General features: G+C 68.7%; 15 protein-coding genes and 2 tRNA genes. 2 read left to right on the plus strand and 15 right to left on the minus strand.

Features of this window, described 5'->3' with window-relative positions:
- Positions 1-222 precede the first annotated feature (222 nt).
- The 8 genes from ACYVOK_RS33325 to ACYVOK_RS33360 all read right to left on the minus strand — a co-directional run bounded on the left by ACYVOK_RS33325 (position 223) and on the right by ACYVOK_RS33360 (position 7,698).
- A complete protein-coding gene (locus ACYVOK_RS33325) occupies positions 223-846 on the minus strand; it encodes an FMN-binding negative transcriptional regulator (RefSeq protein WP_460666580.1) in 624 nt (207 codons plus the stop codon).
- 92 nt (positions 847-938) lie between these two features.
- On the minus strand, positions 939-1,574 hold the full coding sequence (locus tag ACYVOK_RS33330) for an SDR family NAD(P)-dependent oxidoreductase (RefSeq protein ID WP_460666581.1): 636 nt from the start codon (positions 1,572-1,574) through the stop codon (positions 939-941).
- 34 nt (positions 1,575-1,608) lie between these two features.
- The gene (locus tag ACYVOK_RS33335) at positions 1,609-2,400 is read right to left on the minus strand and encodes an LLM class flavin-dependent oxidoreductase (protein WP_460666582.1); all 792 of its coding nucleotides are present in this window, start codon (positions 2,398-2,400) and stop codon (positions 1,609-1,611) included.
- A gap of 43 nt (positions 2,401-2,443) precedes the next feature.
- The gene (locus tag ACYVOK_RS33340) at positions 2,444-2,836 is read right to left on the minus strand and encodes a rhodanese-like domain-containing protein (protein WP_460666583.1); all 393 of its coding nucleotides are present in this window, start codon (positions 2,834-2,836) and stop codon (positions 2,444-2,446) included.
- 128 nt (positions 2,837-2,964) lie between these two features.
- Positions 2,965-5,796 carry a helix-turn-helix transcriptional regulator gene (locus ACYVOK_RS33345; protein ID WP_460666584.1) on the minus strand — a complete coding sequence of 944 codons (2,832 nt, stop codon included), beginning with the start codon at positions 5,794-5,796 and terminating at the stop codon, positions 2,965-2,967.
- Between the two features lie 32 nt (positions 5,797-5,828).
- Positions 5,829-6,245 (minus strand): hypothetical protein, encoded by a 417-nt coding sequence (locus tag ACYVOK_RS33350; protein WP_460666585.1) that lies wholly within the window; start codon positions 6,243-6,245, stop codon positions 5,829-5,831.
- Between the two features lie 9 nt (positions 6,246-6,254).
- Positions 6,255-6,728 (minus strand): methyltransferase domain-containing protein, encoded by a 474-nt coding sequence (locus ACYVOK_RS33355; RefSeq protein ID WP_460666586.1) that lies wholly within the window; start codon positions 6,726-6,728, stop codon positions 6,255-6,257.
- On the minus strand, positions 6,721-7,698 hold the full coding sequence (locus ACYVOK_RS33360; RefSeq protein ID WP_460666587.1) for an Lrp/AsnC family transcriptional regulator: 978 nt from the start codon (positions 7,696-7,698) through the stop codon (positions 6,721-6,723). The genes ACYVOK_RS33355 and ACYVOK_RS33360 overlap by 8 nt, the downstream gene beginning before the upstream one ends.
- A 486-nt stretch (positions 7,699-8,184) precedes the next feature.
- Here ACYVOK_RS33360 and ACYVOK_RS33365 point away from each other — a divergent pair, with 486 nt between their 5' ends.
- Entirely contained in the window at positions 8,185-8,625 is a 441-nt protein-coding gene (locus ACYVOK_RS33365) for a hypothetical protein (protein ID WP_460666588.1), read from the plus strand.
- Between the two features lie 272 nt (positions 8,626-8,897).
- On the opposite strand, the gene ACYVOK_RS33370 is transcribed toward ACYVOK_RS33365, so the two are convergent.
- Positions 8,898-9,329 (minus strand): hypothetical protein, encoded by a 432-nt coding sequence (locus tag ACYVOK_RS33370; protein ID WP_460666589.1) that lies wholly within the window; start codon positions 9,327-9,329, stop codon positions 8,898-8,900.
- A gap of 97 nt (positions 9,330-9,426) precedes the next feature.
- Here ACYVOK_RS33370 and ACYVOK_RS33375 point away from each other — a divergent pair, with 97 nt between their 5' ends.
- The gene (locus tag ACYVOK_RS33375) at positions 9,427-9,726 is read left to right on the plus strand and encodes a hypothetical protein (RefSeq protein ID WP_460666590.1); all 300 of its coding nucleotides are present in this window, start codon (positions 9,427-9,429) and stop codon (positions 9,724-9,726) included.
- A gap of 653 nt (positions 9,727-10,379) precedes the next feature.
- On the opposite strand, the gene ACYVOK_RS33380 is transcribed toward ACYVOK_RS33375, so the two are convergent.
- The 6 genes from ACYVOK_RS33380 to gyrA all read right to left on the minus strand — a co-directional run bounded on the left by ACYVOK_RS33380 (position 10,380) and on the right by gyrA (position 15,962).
- Positions 10,380-10,898, minus strand: coding sequence for a hypothetical protein (locus tag ACYVOK_RS33380; RefSeq protein ID WP_460666591.1), 519 nt, complete (start codon positions 10,896-10,898; stop codon positions 10,380-10,382).
- Positions 10,899-11,808: 910 nt separating this feature from the next.
- Positions 11,809-11,881: transfer RNA gene (locus ACYVOK_RS33385), tRNA-Ala, on the minus strand.
- Positions 11,882-11,893: 12 nt separating this feature from the next.
- Positions 11,894-12,025, minus strand: a complete 132-nt coding sequence (locus tag ACYVOK_RS33390; protein WP_233712472.1) for a DLW-39 family protein — start codon at positions 12,023-12,025, stop codon at positions 11,894-11,896.
- A 33-nt stretch (positions 12,026-12,058) separates the two neighbouring features.
- Positions 12,059-12,135: transfer RNA gene (locus tag ACYVOK_RS33395), tRNA-Ile, on the minus strand.
- A gap of 150 nt (positions 12,136-12,285) precedes the next feature.
- Positions 12,286-13,302: a DUF3566 domain-containing protein gene (locus ACYVOK_RS33400; protein WP_460666592.1), complete on the minus strand. Its 1,017-nt coding sequence runs from the start codon at positions 13,300-13,302 to the stop codon at positions 12,286-12,288.
- On the minus strand, positions 13,302-15,962 hold the full coding sequence (gene gyrA, locus ACYVOK_RS33405) for a DNA gyrase subunit A (RefSeq protein WP_460666593.1): 2,661 nt from the start codon (positions 15,960-15,962) through the stop codon (positions 13,302-13,304). Before gyrA ends, ACYVOK_RS33400 begins: the two co-directional genes overlap by 1 nt.
- Between the last annotated feature and the right edge of the window lie 29 nt (positions 15,963-15,991).

A 15,991-nucleotide genomic window follows, 5' to 3' on the forward strand; every position in this document is an offset into this window, starting at 1 on the left:
GTCCGGACCCTCCCGTGGTCGACCGGCTGACTCGATTGCTTTCTCGTCGATTTCTGCTTCCTCACCGACGATCAGCCGACCGGTCCCGCGCTCGCCAGGCTTGTCCGGACATCTGCACGCATCCGCAAACTCACCGTGACAATCCGAGCACAAACTGTCACCGAAGAAAGGTGCCGGGGGCAACGATCATTTGCTGTTCGCGGGTAGCCGATCCGACCTGGGTCAGCGACGGTGCGCCGGGCGATGGCGCGCCACGGCGGCCGCGGACGCCTCGTCACCGTCGGCTCGGAGCCCTGCGATCACGCCGTCGATGTCGGCGTCCGGACGGTTCTGGCTGAGCTTGACCTTCGCCTCGATCCGGGAGATCGCGATCTCCACGCCGACGATCGCGCGCAACTGCCCGGACACGAACTTCTCCGGCGCGTCGTCGACCGACCACGGCTCGGCCCGGCCCGCTTCGTGATGGTCCGACAGCCGCCGTACGACGTCCGAGACCCAGGCCGGGTCGTCGTACACGGTCATCGTCCCGTAGACGTGCGCGGTCAGGTAGTTCCACGTCGGCACCACCCGGCCGTGCTCACGCTTGGACGCATACCAGGCCGGCGTGATGTACGCGTCGGGACCGCGCATGATCACCAGCGCCTCGCCGATCACGGGCTGACGCCAGTGGTCGTTGTTGCGGGCCAGGTGTCCCAGCAGCACGTTCCTGGACCGGTCGTGGACGAACGGCAGCATGGTCGCCACCAGCCCGTCCGGTGTCATCGTGACCAGATCGGCTGCGCCGTGGTTGGCGAGCAGTTCGTGCACGACCTCGTCGTCGGCGGCGAAATGCTGGGGAACATACATCGGCGGTCCTTTTCGGTTGTGAACAGCAACAAGTCTCACCGGTCCTGGTCGTTGGCCGACAGGTCCAATCGGCAGGACCTTCGTCAGTCCACTCAGTGAATAACCTCGTGCTCCCACTGGTCTCGCGGCTGCGTGTGGAGACGCCAGTAGTGCTCGGCGATGAGGTCCGGGTCGTACGCCGTACCGGGAGCGACCGCCCCGCTCACTGTCACGCTGGCGGCGTGGATTCCGGAGTCGCCGTACTGCTGGTCCAGCAGCGTCACCAGAGTCCGCACGCCGGCCTTGCCGAGCGACAGACTGACGTAGGCCGGCTTCGGCTCGGGCATGCCGCCGGTGATGATGAACGAGCCGCTTCCGCGCTCAGCCATCGCCGGTACGACGTGCGCCGCGGTCGTGATCGCACCGACCACGTTCACCGCCCACGCGTCGAGATGCTGTCGCGCGGTCAGATCTCCGATCGCGTCCGGCTGGATGATCGCCGCGTTGTAGACGACCACGTCCGGTACGCCGTACTCGTCGACCAGCCGGTCGAGCGCGGCCCGCAGACCCACCTCGTCCGTACTGTCCGCGGTCAGCGGGAGGACGTCGCCGGAGATCCCGTCCGCCACCGCCTTCACCGTCGTCTCCGACCGCGCGATCAGGCCGACGCTCAACCCGGCCCACGCGAACCTTCTGGCCACCGCCGCGCCGATCCCCGGCCCGGCCCCGACAATCACAGCTCCTGCCATGCCGAGACGGTAAAGCCTCACATCAATGTCAGAGTCAAGCCCGGCGGAGTTCGGCGGCGTGCTCGTAGTCGCGGCGCCAGTCGCCGGACGGTGCCAGGATCACCCGCGCGGTCCCGGCCTCCTCGTAGGCCTTCAGCTGATCGGCCGCACGCTGCGGGTCGGCGTCCAATTGCGGAGCGACGACGGTTGCCTGGAGCGGGGGCCGGTCGTGCTGCTGGTTGATCCGGTCGAGGCTCGCCTTGACCTCGTCGGCCGACATCGCGATCGTCGCCCAGCCGTCGCCGTACCGGGCCGCTCGCCGGAACGCCGCCTTACCGTTGCCTGCGACAACGATCGGGGGTACGGCCGACCCCGGTGCGATCGCGGCCTCCAGCCCGTCCTCGAGGGTCACCGGCTTCCCGGCGATGAGATCCGGCAGCACGGCGAGCGCCTGGTCGGTGAGCCGGCCGCGATCCGCGAAGTTCACGCCGGCCGCCCGCCAGCCGATGTCGCCGTGGGCTGGATTGCCGGTGCCGATGCCGAGCACCAGCCGGTTGCCGGACACGTGCTGGAGCGTGCTCACCTGCTTCGCCGCCCACGCGACCGGCCGCAACGCCAGCAGCATCACGTTGAAACCGACCGTGATCCGCTCCGTCACCGCCGCCGCGGCCGCCAGCACGACCGAACTGTCCAGCATCGGCGCGCTCGCGATCAGGTGATCGGTCGACCAGACCGAGTCCAGCCCAAGCTCCTCCGCGAACCGCGCACTCTCCCGAACATCCCCCAGAATCGGCCTGGCCGGATCCGGCGACGACGTCGGCAGAATCACCCCGATCTCAACTGTCATACGACTGCGAACACAGATCCGGGAAACCCTATTCCGGCCTGGCTCAGACCTCCGGAGGCGGCGTGGTCGGGTGGCCGGCCTGCTTCCAGGCCTTGATGCCGCCGTCGAGGTGCGCGACGTCGCGGTACCCGAGACTTTCCAGGGTCCTGGCGGCCAATGCGGATCGGCCGCCGGAGGCGCAGTACAGGATGGTTCGCCGACCCGGGTCGAACTCTGCCCGGTGGTAGGGACTGGCCGGATCGGCCCAGAACTCCAGCATGCCGCGAGGAGCGTGAACGGCCCCCTCGATCATGCCGTCCAGCCGCAGCTCGGCGGGTTCGCGCAGGTCGATCAGGGTCGCCCCACCGGCGATCTCGGAGCTCACCTGCTCCGGCGTGAGGTTCTGGACCTGGGACTTGGCATCGGCGACGAGCTGGGACGCGCTGGTGGTGGACATGGTCTTCCTCCGGTGCGATCGAAAGGTTGTGGTGGACGAACCGATCGTGCGTCCCGGCAGGGGATCGGAGCATGCGTTGGACTACCTGGTTTCCGGTCCACGCATGCCGTATTTTCCGCGGTTCGCGGTCACAGCGGCGGAGCGGTGCCGACGAGGCCCAGCTCGGTCGCCCGGCTTGCCGCCGTCATCCTGGAGGTGCAGTCGAGTTTGGCCAGCACATTGCGCACGTGCATGTCCACCGTGCGCGGACTCAGGTACAACTCCTCGGCGATCTGCCGGTTGGTACGGCCGCTCGCGAGCAACCGCAGTACTTCGCGTTCCCGTCGGGTCAGGCCGGCCGGTTCGAGCGAACGCGCGGCCAGCCGACCGAGCCGCCGGTCGACCTGCTCGCCCATCGCGGCCAGCTCGGCGGTGGACTCCCGTGCCAGCGGTTTCGCCCCGAGCCCGCGCGCCAGGTGATACGCACTGGCCAACGTGTCGACGGCGAGTGCGCGTTCGTCGGCGGCGGCGAGGGCCACGCCCCATCGCAGTTGGCTGAGAGCCTGCTCGTACGGTGCGGTGATGCCGTGCAGCCGTTCCACCGCCCGGCCGAACTGAGCGGCGGCCCGGACGCCGTCACCGTCGAGCAAGGCGAGCTCGCCGCCGACATGGGCCAAGGCGGAGAGCACCTTGGCCGAGCTGTTCTGCGTGGCCGCCGTGGCGAGTAGCCGATGGCAGCGCAACAGACCGTCATGGTCGGTCCGTGCGGCCAGGAACGTGCCCGCCCACCGCAATCCGGGCAACGCGAACACCCAGTCTTCCTTGTCTTCGCAACGCTCCAGCATCGCGGTCACGAGCCGCCCCGCCGCATCGTCCTCGCCGTCGAGGTCGGCGGCCACCGCCAGACCCCAGGTGGCACCCACTTCGATTCCGAACACGCCGGCGCCGCGTCCGAAGTCCGCGGCGGGCCGCAGCAGGCTCCGGACCCGCCGCCGCTCCCCGCGGAGTGCCGTGATCAGTCCCGTCTCCTCCTGAGCCACCATGCGCGCGACATCCGATGTGCTCTGGTCGTCGAGGACGTCACGGGCGATCCCCAGCGCCCGGTCCCAGTCACCGAGGAACCGAACCGCGACCGACATGCAGGCCACACACGCCTGGGCCAGGCCGGTGATCTCGTGAGCTCGGCACAGCTCCGACGCCGACTCGAAGGCTTCCGCCGACGCAGCGTAGTGCGCGGCGTGGATCAGGGCGTTGGCCAGCTCGTAGTAGCTCGCGCCGGCGGCCTCGGTCAGGTGCTCGCCGAGCGCCAGATCCAGCCCCGATCGCGCCAGCTCCACGCCGCGCCTGCCCTGTCCGAGTGAGGCACGGATCGCGCCTTCCACGGCCAGAGCCTGGGCCCTGAGGTCGACGCGTCCGGCCGCGTCAGCTTCCTCGCCCGCTGCCACAGCCTGCTCCAGCGCTCGCGTCTGGTACGCCGCCGACGCCAACTGCTCCGCAAGCGCCAGGCGCTCGGCCGCGGCATCACCCAGCAGACCGGCGGCCAGATAGGCATCCGCAGCGGCCTCGCGTGCGGTCGCCGCCCGCGACCAGTCGCCGGTCAGGCCGGCGGCGTTGGCGACTCGACGGTGAGCCGCGGCCGCCAACACCAGGTCGCCCGACTGCCGGCGTAACTCGGCGACCTCCTTCCACACCGCCAAGGCCGAGTCGAGGTCACCGCTCAGTTCTGCGCATCCGGCCAGACGTTCGAGGGTCGCGACGCGGCCGGCGGGGTCGATGTCGGCGGGCCAGATCGCCAGCGCCCGGCGTACCGCGTCGGCGGCATCACGGTAGGCGTGGACGCCGCAGTACTTGTCGGCCGCGGTGAGGAGGAGCGGCCGGGCGAGCTCGGGCTGATGTGCGGCGATCCAGTGCGCGGCGATCTGCTCCGGCGGTCCGCGGTGGTCGGTGAGATGGGTTGCGATCCGCCGGTGAAGGTCACGCCGACGGGCCCAGGGCACCGCCCGATACAGCGCATCCCGGACGAGCGCGTGCCGGAAGACCGCCGAGCCGTCGTCCTGCTCGCACAAGAGCCCGGTCTCCAGCAGGCGATCGACGTCGGCGGGACGGGCAAGCTCCGCGAGCATGGGCAGGTCGACGCGGATGCCTGACACCGCCGCGAGGTCGACGGCGTCCCCGGTCGTCCGCCGAAGCGGGGCGGTGCGCACGAGCACCGCGTCCACCACACTGTCCGGCAGAGGCAACTCCGCCTTGGGTTGATCACCTCGCAGACCGGAAGCTGCCAGTTCCTCGATGAAGAACGGCACTCCGCCCGTTCGGTCGTGCACCGCCGCTGCCAGCTCCGGTGACACGTCCTGGCCGTGGATGGAGATCAGCAACTCGCGCGTCTGCTCGGCCGTCAGCGGGGCGAGCGCGTACTCGGTCAACCGGCCGGCGCGCCTCAGTTCGGTGCGCATCGCGCGCACCGGATGCATGCGCGGCAACTCCTCGGCTCGGTACGTCACCACGAGCAGCAGAGCCTCGTCCGCGAGCGTGGCCGCCAAGCCAGGCAGCAGGTCGACCGTCGCCGCGTGGGCCCAGTGCACATCCTCGAGTACGACGACCGTCGGCTGCCGGCAGGCGACTTCACGCAGCGCCGCATGAATCGCGTCAATCAAAGCGCCCTGGTCGACATCACGCCAGGGGAGCGCGAGTTCCGGCAGCAGGACCTGCGCCGACCGCGGCAAGGCGTCCATCCCGCAGACGCCGGCCACGCAACGAAGTACCGCTACCACTGGCGCGTACGCGCTGTCGCCTGAGGTGGCGGCCCCGCGAAGTACATTGCCCTGCCATCCGGTCAGCACCTCCGAGACGAGCCGGCTCTTTCCCATGCCCGCGTCGCCGCTGACCAGGACCAGACCTCCGCGACTCGCCCGGCATCGCGCGAGCGCTGCTTCGAGCCCTGCCCGCTCCTCGACCCGCCCGACCATCGGCGCAGTCCCCACACCGCGAGTGTAGGAGCCCGTCGTCGAGACCGTCAGCGGCGAACAGCAATCGCGTCCAGTTGCTCCCACGGGAGCACCCGCACCCGAACCGACCTCAACCCGTCCACGTGTGCCCGGAGCAGCCGGTGAACACCGTCGAGGATGGTGATGCGGCCGTCGGACCGCCGTACGGCGTCCAGCGGATAGCTCAGGTCCGCCCTCATCGTGCGCGCGTGCTGCTCGGGGTGCATCGCAGGATCGGCGGCCACTTCCAGCGGGGACACTTGGAACGGCCGCCCGTCCTGCGACCAGAACGGCAACTCCAGATGCCAGACCAGCCCGGCGACCTCGAGTTCTAAGACCGGAAGATCCAGCGCCCACAACAACCTCTGATCCCAGTGGAAGTCGAGGATCACATCGTGCAGCTCCCGCGGTAACTCCTTCAGCAACGGGAAAGGCCGACGACTCATTCGTTCAGCCTAGGCTGACCACGACACGGCGGCCGCGACGAAGCTTCGGCCGTCGAAGAGGACCTGGCCGCCGATCTCTTCGGCGAGTTCGGCGCTGGTCAGGTAGCGCTTGTAGATGCGGTGGCGGGATCCGTCGTTGAGAGTGCGGTCCAGCCACTGCTCGGATTCGACGCCCGGACGCTGCTGAGCCACCTCGAGCATCGCCTGACTCCGGTCCAGCCCGACCGTGCGGCCGCGGAGATGCCGAGTCAGAAAGCCGGTGCCGCAGGCAACATCCAGCGTGCGCGCCACCGGCAGCCGCTGAATCAACTCCACCAGCCGCGCGACCTCGGACTCCCACCCCGGCGGGTTTCGTTCCGCGAACCGCCCCTGGCTGAGGTACCACTCGTCGTACTCCCCGGCCCGGCGCTCGTAGTACGCAGCCGTAGCCGCATCACCGGCAAACGCGGGCTCCCGATCCGCCACATCCGCAGTCTCACGCATCGCCGGCGGTCTCGGCACCCCTTCGATAGAACCCTTTGACGGTACGGAGGACGGGTGCCGTCTCCAGGGTGTGCACGCCGGACAGGTCGGCGACCTGCTCGGTGAGGTAGCGGTAGAGGTGCCTGGAGTCCCGGCAGATCGCGTGCGCGACGAGATTGGTCGGCCCCGTGGTGATCGCGACGAACGAGATCTCCGGATGTACAGCCAGTGCCTCTGCGGTGGCAACGAGAGCGGCAGGCTGGACCGCCATCCACAGCCGCGCCTCAACCCGATAGCCGAGCGCCGCCGGTGGCACCTCCACATCGAAGGTCAGAACGCCAGTACGGCGCAGGTGGTCGAGACGCCGGGCGACCGTCGACTGGGACCAGCCGGTGGCGCGGACGAGTTCGGCGTACGTCGCCCGACCGTCGACACTCAAGCCCTCGAGCAGCCGTTGATCCCGTGCGTCGAGAACCACGTTTTCGTGAGGTGGGTCCGGGGCGGGCCGGCGGATACGTGCGAGTTGCTCCGCGGTCAGGACGTCGATCACTCCCCAGCTCTGTGGATCGAACGAACCCGGCAGGAGCTCGTGCGCTCTCACATCGAGTACGCCGCGGTCGTGGGGAAACTGCTCGACCAGTAACTCCTCCGCGCCCGCCGCCTGGCAGTGACAGCTGACCTCGGTGCCGCCGGACACGATCTGGATCCAGTAGGTGTCGGCGCGGCGAGCCAATGCGGCCGCGATCGGCGCCGCGACATCCGGCGTGCACCGGACCCGGACCGTCCACAACCGATACCCGAGGCGAACCCCGTCGGCGAACCCGACGACCCGCAGTACGCCGCCCGCCCGCAACCGCCTGTATCGACGCGCAACCGTGTGCTCCGAAACCCCCAACACCTCAGCGACAGCACTGAACGGCACCCGCCCATCAACCTTCAGCGCGTGCACCAGTTGCCGGTCAACCGCGTCAACCGCGACATATCCAGCCACTGAAGGACTGTATCGCGCTAGATATCCCCAGCCCTATCCACAGTTGTGCACAACCGCGTCGCGCGGACCTGTGGATGTGCACGATCCAGATGTCCTGGCGTCACCGCCGTGTTGCCGCCACCGAGGCGCCCAGCCGTCCACAGGCCACCCGCCGACCGCGCTGCCGCCCTAGAGCCGAGCCCTGCCCCGCGACACCGATCCACGGTGGCGACGAAGACATTGTTGGCGTGCGCACGCCGGGATGCCGCCCGGCTAGCCAGGTTGCGCGCGCCGCGAACACCCATCGCGAGCCGACTCGCGACTACAGCGAGCCGCTGACCGGCACGCCACAGGGGCGGTTTGCCGGACTGCGTCCGGAAGGTCGACTGTGGTCGCGGGTCGGGCGCTGCGGGGCGAGGATCTCGATCGACGCCGGCGGTCGACCAGGGCTGCCTGTGGAGTTGGTGTGCGGCGATCTGTCCGACCCGGCGCCTAGCCTCAGCCGGCATGACCGCCTACGTTCCCGCCGGGGTGTTCCGGCGTACCGACGCCGAGCGACGCGACCAGGGACTCGCGTGGAACCGCCCGGACCAGGCGTTCTTCGCCGCCGGCGCCTGCCACATCCTGGCCTGGCCCTTCCTGGAGACCTACCCCGATGCGGGCTTCCAGATAGTTGCCCTACGCAAGATCGGCGACGAGCACCCCTCCCATGTCATCGCCACCGACAACCACCGCGCCTTCGACCACGCCGGCTGGACCCCCTTGGAAGAACTCCTCCGCACCACAGAGTCCTTCGAAGGCACCCAACTAGAACGCCTCCCCATCACCGAACCCCTCCACGACTTCTGCAAGACCCACAACCACAGACCCCCAGAAGCCTTCTATTCCGACCCCCGCCCCCGAGCCCGCACCTACCTCAACCAGTTCCCCCCACCCACCACAAGCTGACCAACCACGAGGTCAAGCACCCGCGATCCACCTCACGGGTCCACAGGTGCCAGCACCACGGGAGCACTCACCCCTTCCCGGCAGCGCCCACGTACATGGGTGAGTGGGAGCGACCGCCGAGCACGCGATGTAGACCTGCGTAGAGCGGCCCGCGCTCTCGCCTGAGCAGGCGGAAGATCCTCGTCCAGGCGGTCGCCAAGGACGTGCTGCAGATCGCTGATCGCAGGCTCGACCGGCGGAAGCCCTTCGGTTCCCGTCGACTCACGTTGTGATCAGCCTTCGGTGCGACGTTCCTTGGGGTGCCGGCTCGCCAACGCGTGCGCCTCGCGGAGATACTCCTTGCTTGCGCGGTCGAAAGCACCATCCGGCAGCGACCACGCCTGGTCCTCGGGCTCAGCGAGTCTGCGTAGCGCTGGTGCTATCGCTTCCATCCAACCGAAGAGGCCACGCCCTGTCATTCGCTGCCGATACAGCATCCGCCCCGCCTCGGTATGCCAGTAGCGATCGGTCTCGCCGTCGGCCCCGATGAGACCTGCTGCTACCAGACGACCCACGGCCCGAGTGAACTCCGCCTCGGTGAGCATGGCGTGGTTGATGAGGTCCGCCTTCGCGACGACCTGAGCGAGCGCGTAGCCGTCCTCAGGACCCGTTCCCTCGATCGAACAAAAGACCCAAGCGTCCGACATCACCCACGGCGCCGCCACAACCCCAGCATATGAGCCACCGAACCACAGCCCGAGGCCACGGACCTCTCCTTGGGCACGCACCCACGATGATGGTGCGGTGACCACAGTCCGCTCCGTGCTGGTGTTGATCATCGCCGTCGTGATGAGCGGGCAGGTGCTGACGTTGATGGAACGCGGCCGGTCGGTCCGGAAGCGGCTGCGCGATCTGAGCTGGGGTGGCGACGCTTCCTCAATGCTGTTGGTCGGCGCGCTCCTCTGTGGAGCGCTTGGCATGCTGCTAGGCAGTCTCTGGGATCGCGCGGCGGTAGGCTCTGTGGCGGGCCTGGTGGTCGCCCTACTGAGCTGGGTCGCTGCGGTTGTTTGGGCCCACCAGGAGAAGCCGCAGAGCCCACGCCATCGCCAGCCGGAGCAGTAGCCACTCCCCGCTCGTGTTCGTCATACCTGCCACCCAGGTCAGCCCGGCGCATGTGATGAGCCGGCTGATCGGCGTTCTGGTGAGTCGAGTCCGCAGAGATCATGCCTCGCTCCGACCGCACCTCCGGACCACTCCAGACCACATCCGCCCCGGTGAGTCCATGCCGCGACATAACGTGTAGTCGAGACGCGGGCGACAGCACGCGCCAAGCGGCGGGTGGGAGTGGCCGGCGAGCAAGCGACGCAGGAGCCGGCGTAGCGCACTCGTGGGGAGACCAGGTGGAAGGCAGAGGGCTGGTCGCCCTGACGGGGACCGGCCTTGGGGTGGAGACGAGGGGACTTGAACCTAACCCTGCCTTGCAAAGGCGGTTGTGACGCCTTCGCGTGGCTGAGCGCGGGATCTATGGGCCTGGGCTCGACCGGTTGAACCCCGTTGGTGACCGGTCGGGCCCGTTGGCATGCTCCCGCTAGGGCACGTGGAGGGCACGCCCGGCCATGAGATTCAAAGTTGCTGATCCGCCGTCGACCACGGTCCACCGAGCTAGCTGCCATGTCCGGCGCTGAGCGTGGAGGCGGCCCGAAGCGCGGGGAGGCGTCTACAGCCGTCCATGGGTCCTGTTAGCAAATCCGTTAGCAAGGGGATCGTGGTGAGCGCTACAGCCCTTCGTTGCTAGCCGCGCGGTGGCTTGCCGTCTGGTCGAGGCAGGCCTGGCGCACGATTCGGGCTAGTTCATCCTCTGTCCTGCTCCAGGGCTCGCCAGCCTCATCGTCGATTCCGTAGAACTGGCCCAGTGGCTGTTCGAACGCCTCGGATGCATCACCGGTGCGGTATACGACTTCGACGACCTGATTGACGACCCAGGCCCACCGCGCCCGTCCACTGAGATGCAGGTTGGCAACGTGGTCGAAGGCCACCTTGACGGCGGCGAGCTTCGAGGACAGCGGACGAACTCCCGCCTCAGCCAGAGCTTCCGGGAGAAGGTCTCGGACCTCGCGAGTGTCCTGTCCGCTGAGGCCTGCGAGTTCCGCAAGCGCGGCGCCGTCATATCCCAGGACGAGCCAGTTGGCAGCCCACATCGGAACGGACTCTGCGCGCAGATCGTCCAGGGCCAGCCATGCGGCTACCAACTCGGGTGTCGGCGTCGCTCTGTCCGGCATGAACTCCTGTGACATGCACCTATTGTGCGGAGATTCATGCGCAGTCGCATGAGACTTGTGCACTGGCTCCGGGCCATTCTTGCCCCGTCCCCCTGATAGCTGCCAACCCAGGCCAGCGCGGCGTACGTCAAGAGTCGGCTTGCCGATCCGTAGGACGCGGAGCGCTCTTGACGTGTGTCGTGGTGGTCGGACAATCGAGCGGCCAGGGGGACGGGGCTAACCGGCGGTCGGACGCCAGTACGCGGCTCGTGGCGGTTGGGGTCGCGTGGACAAGGAAGCGTCCTGCTTGGGGGCTCCGCAAGGACGGCGCCCCCGGCGCCGCCCGCAGCCGGGGCCGCGCGCCGAAGGCGCGCCCTTGATCCAAAAGAGCTGCTCGCGACGTTCACAAGTCTGCGCTTCGGCGGGCTGGCGGCTCTTGCCCGACGCAACGTCGACGTGTCCACAGGGTTCGTCACAGTCGTGGGAGAACCAAGCGCAATTGAGCAACGGCAAGCTGTTCCTGAAGGACCCGAAGTCTGCAGCCGGACGCCGCATCCACCGCGAACTCAAGCAACCACCTGCAGGCGACCCCACAGCGCAGTCGACAAGCGGGCGACCAGCACGCGCCAAGAGGGCGGGTGGGAGCGGACGGCGAGCACGCGACGGAGGAGCGGGCATAGCGGACGCGTGGGGACAACCCCCACCAGTCTCGGTCAGTACGCCGGAGAGCCGCCGCATCCACCGCCAACTCAACCAACCACCTGCAGGCGACCCCACAGCGCAGTCGACAAGCGGGCGACAGCACGCGCCAAGAGGGCGGGTGGGAGCGGACGGCGAGCACGCGACGGCAGGAGCGGACGGCGACGGCAGGCGGGCGTAGCGGGCGCGTGGGGGAGACCAGGTGGAAGCAGAAGGCCGGTCGCCCTGACGGGGACCGGCCTTGGGGTGGAGACGAGGGGACTTGAACCCCTAACCCCTGCCTTGCAAAGGCAGTGCTCTGCCAGTTGAGCTACGCCCCCGAGGGGGATTGGTCAGCGGCCCGGGGTGACCGGGTCGACGGCCTCTGCCCAGAGGTCCTTCTCGGCGCGGGACTGCTGGGTCTTTTTGTAGGCGAAGTATCCACCGATGCTGGCCACCAGCACCAGCAGGATCTTCTTCAGCACCGGGACTCCTCGGATCGGGGTTCACGATCGTGGTGGTGGGCCTAACTGGACTTGAACCAGTGACCTCTGCCTTATCAGGGCAGCGCTCTAACCGTCTGAGCTATAGGCCCGCGTTGCGGGGTCGAACCCGGGAGAGATTACCGCACCAAGTGCCCTACTCCCAAACCGGTTCCGGCCGGGCCATCAGCAGGCCTGACCGGCGACCCCGAAAGCACCTCAACGCACCCCCGCAACCACTCTGCGACTACTCCGGAGGACGGTCAGTCCTCCGACGCCAGCGTCACTTCCAGGCCGCCCAGCAGTGTGGCGGCGATGTTGTACAGGAACGAGCCGAGTGTCGCCAGAGCGGTGATGATCAGCACGTCCGCGCACGCCAGCAGGGTGGTGAATCCCATCACCTTGCCGGTGTTGATGTAGTTCTCGATCCGGAACGGCTCGGCGGCCGGCGTACCGAGCACCTCGGTGACGGTGTTGTTGATGTTGTCGAACACCCCGGCCGCGCCGATCGCGGACCAGACGATGAACACCGCGACCCAGGTGACGATGCCGAACGCGATCGACAGCAGGAACGCGGTCTTCATCACCGACCACGGGTCGATCCGGGACATCCGCAGCCGCGCCTTGCGGGTCTGCGGCCGGGTCGAGGCCTTCGGTGCCCTCTCGGCCTTCACGGCAGGCTTGGCCTCCACCTTCTCGGCTTTCTCCGGTTTCGCCGACTTGACCGCGGCGGCCTTGTCCAGCACCGCCTGCCGGGCGGCACTGACCCGGCCGCCGAAGCTCTCACCCGCGGATTTCGCCGTACTCTTCCCAGTCACGCCGTACGACGAAGCACTCTCGGCGGCCGCCGAGGCGGCCGAACCGCCCGACCACGGCTCAGGCCGGCCCGGCGTACTAGGACTCGGCGGGACCTGGCCAGGACTGATCGGACCCGAAGCCGGAGCCGAAGCCGGCTGCGACGCCGGACGCGACACCGGCTGGGAGACCGGCCGGACCGGCGGCTGCTGCGGCGGACGCACCGGCGCGGACTGCGGCGTGCCGGTCGGCCCGGACGCACCGGGCTGGCCCGGCCGCGGCTGGGCGCTCCCGGAGGGCCGCTGCTGCGGCCGGAAGTCGCCTGATCTCTGCTGGCCGTTGCCGCCGGATGCGGCGCCGGAACGACCGTTGGAGGCCGAGTTGCCCGGCGCGGTGGACTGCTTGCTCCCGCCCTGCGGTGGCCGCTGGGCCTTGGAGTTGTCCGCCGCACCGTCGGGCCATGTCGGCCTCGCGCGGTTGGTCATCAGTTACCCTCCTGGCCGGCTTCGTCGTCTTCGACGGTAGCCGCGCCGTCGACGTCCGTCGAACGCTGGTCATCATTCTGGACGCTCTCAGGGGTGGATTCGGTTGTCGATCCGTCCACATCCTGGGCATCTTCGGAGGTACCCGCTTCGGCGGCTTCGGATTCGTCGTCCTGGCCGTTCAGGCTCAGATCGGTGTTCCGGGCGATGGCGACCACCGCGTCGGACTCGCCGACGCCGGCGAACCGGACACCCATCGTGTCCCGGCCCTTGACCGGCACGCTGTCCACCCGGCTGCGGACCACCTGGCCGCTGGTCTTGATCGCCAGCACCTGGTCGTCGTCGACCACGATGAGCGCGCCGACCAGCGAGCCGCGCTCGTCGTTCAGCTTGACCGCCTTGATGCCGAGGCCGCCGCGGCCCTGCTGCCGGTACTCCGACACCCGGCTGCGCTTGGCGTACCCGGCGTCGGTCACGGTGAAGACGTACTGCGTGTCCTCCTCCGAGCCGGCCCGGATCACCGACATCGAGAGCAGCTCGTCACCCGGGCGGAACTTCATCCCGGTGACGCCGGAGGTGGCCCGGCCCATCGGCCGGAGCTGCTCGTCGTTCGCGGTGAACCGGATCGACTGCCCCTTCCGCGACACCAGCAGCAGGTCGTCCTCGGCGCTGGCCAGGTCGGCGCCGATCAGCTCGTCGTCCTCCTCGCGGAAGTTCACCGCGATGATGCCGCTCTGCCGGGCCGAGTCGTAGTCGCGCAGCGGCGTCTTCTTGACCAGGCCCTTCTTGGTCGCGAGCACCAGGTAGTCGGCCTGCTGGTAGTCGCGCAGGGTCAGCACCTGGGCGATCTCCTCGTCCGGCTGGAACGAGAGCAGGCCGGCGACGTGCGAGCCCTTGCCGTCCCGGGCGGACTCGGGCAGCTGCCACGCCTTGGCCCGGTAGACCCGGCCCTTGGTGGTGAAGAACAGCATCCAGTGGTGGTTCGTGGTGGCGAAGAAGTGGCTGATCTCGTCCTCGGCCCGCAGCTGCGCGCCCCGGACACCCTTGCCGCCCCGGTTCTGTACCCGGTACAGGTCGGTCTTGGTCCGCTTCGCGTAGCCGCCGCGGGTGATGGTGACGACGACGTCCTCGTCCGGGACCAGGTCCTGCACGGACAGGTCGCCGTCGGCCGCGATGATCTTGGTACGGCGGTCGTCGCCGAACCTCTCCACGATCTCGGCCAGCTCGTCGCGGACGATGTGCCGCTGCCGGACCGGGTCGGCCAGGATGTCCTCGAGGTCGGCGATGATCGCCTCGAGCTCGTTCAGCCGGTCGACGATCTTCTGCCGCTCGAGGGCCGCCAGCCGGCGCAGCTGCATGTCCAGGATCGCCTGCGCCTGGATCTCGTCGATGTCGAGCAGGTTGATCAGGCCTTGCCGCGCCTCGTCCACGTCCGGGCTGCGCCGGATCAGCGCGATGACCTCGTCGAGGGCGTCCAGCGCCTTCACGTAGCCGCGGAAGACGTGGGCGTTCTTCTCCGCCTCGCGCAGCCGGTACCGGGTCCGCCGCTGGATGACCTCGATCTGGTGGTCGATCCAGTGCGTGATGAACAGGTCCAGGCTCAGCGTGCGCGGTACGCCGTCCACCAGCGCCAGCATGTTGCAGCCGAAGGTGTCCTGCAGCTGCGTGTGCTTGTAGAGGTTGTTCAGGACGACCCGCGGCTGGGCGTCCCGCTTCAGCACGATCACCAGGCGCTGGCCGGTCCGCGACGAGGTGTCGTCGCGGATGTCGGCGATGCCGTTGATCTTGCCGGTGTTGACCAGTTCGGCGATCTTCTGCGCCAGGTTGTCCGGGTTGACCATGTACGGCAGTTCGGTGACGACCAGGCTGGTCCGGCCCTTGGCGTCCTCCTCGATGTCGACGACCGCACGCATGGTGACGGAGCCGCGGCCGGTCCGGTACGCGTCGTCGATGCCCTTGTAGCCGACCACCAGGGCGCCGTTCGGGAAGTCCGGGCCCTTGATGTGCTCCATGCACTTGGCCAGGATCTCCTCCTGGGTGGCGTCCGGGTTCTCCAGGCACCAGTTGGCGGCGGCCGCCACCTCGCGCAGGTTGTGCGGCGGGATCTGGGTCGCCATCCCGACCGCGATTCCGGCGGAACCGTTCACGAGCAGGTTCGGGAACCGGCTGGGCAGGATCACCGGCTCCTGCGAGCGGCCGTCGTAGTTGGGGCGGAAGTCGACCGTGTCCTGGTCAATGTCGCGCACCATCTCCATCGCCAGCGGGGCCAGCCGGCACTCGGTGTACCGCATCGCGGCCGCGGGGTCGTTACCCGGCGAACCGAAGTTGCCCTGGCCCTGGATCATCGGCGCCCGCATCACCCACGGCTGCGCCAGCCGGACCAGGGTGTCGTAGATCGCCGAGTCGCCGTGCGGGTGGTACTGACCCATCACGTCACCGACCACGCGGGAACACTTGGAGAAACTGCGGTCGGGCCGGTAGCCGCCGTCGTACATCGCGTAGAGGATGCGCCGGTGCACCGGCTTCAGGCCGTCGCGGACCTCGGGCAGCGCACGGCCGACGATGACGGCCATCGCGTAGTCGAGGTACGACTGCTGCATCTCCGTCTGCAGATCGAGGGGCTCGATCCGGTCGTGGCCCGGCGAGGTGGGGGTCTCGGTCATGAAAAGCTCGTCCCGTTCGGTTCAGACGT

It is taken from the genome of Kribbella swartbergensis (genome assembly GCF_054784135.1).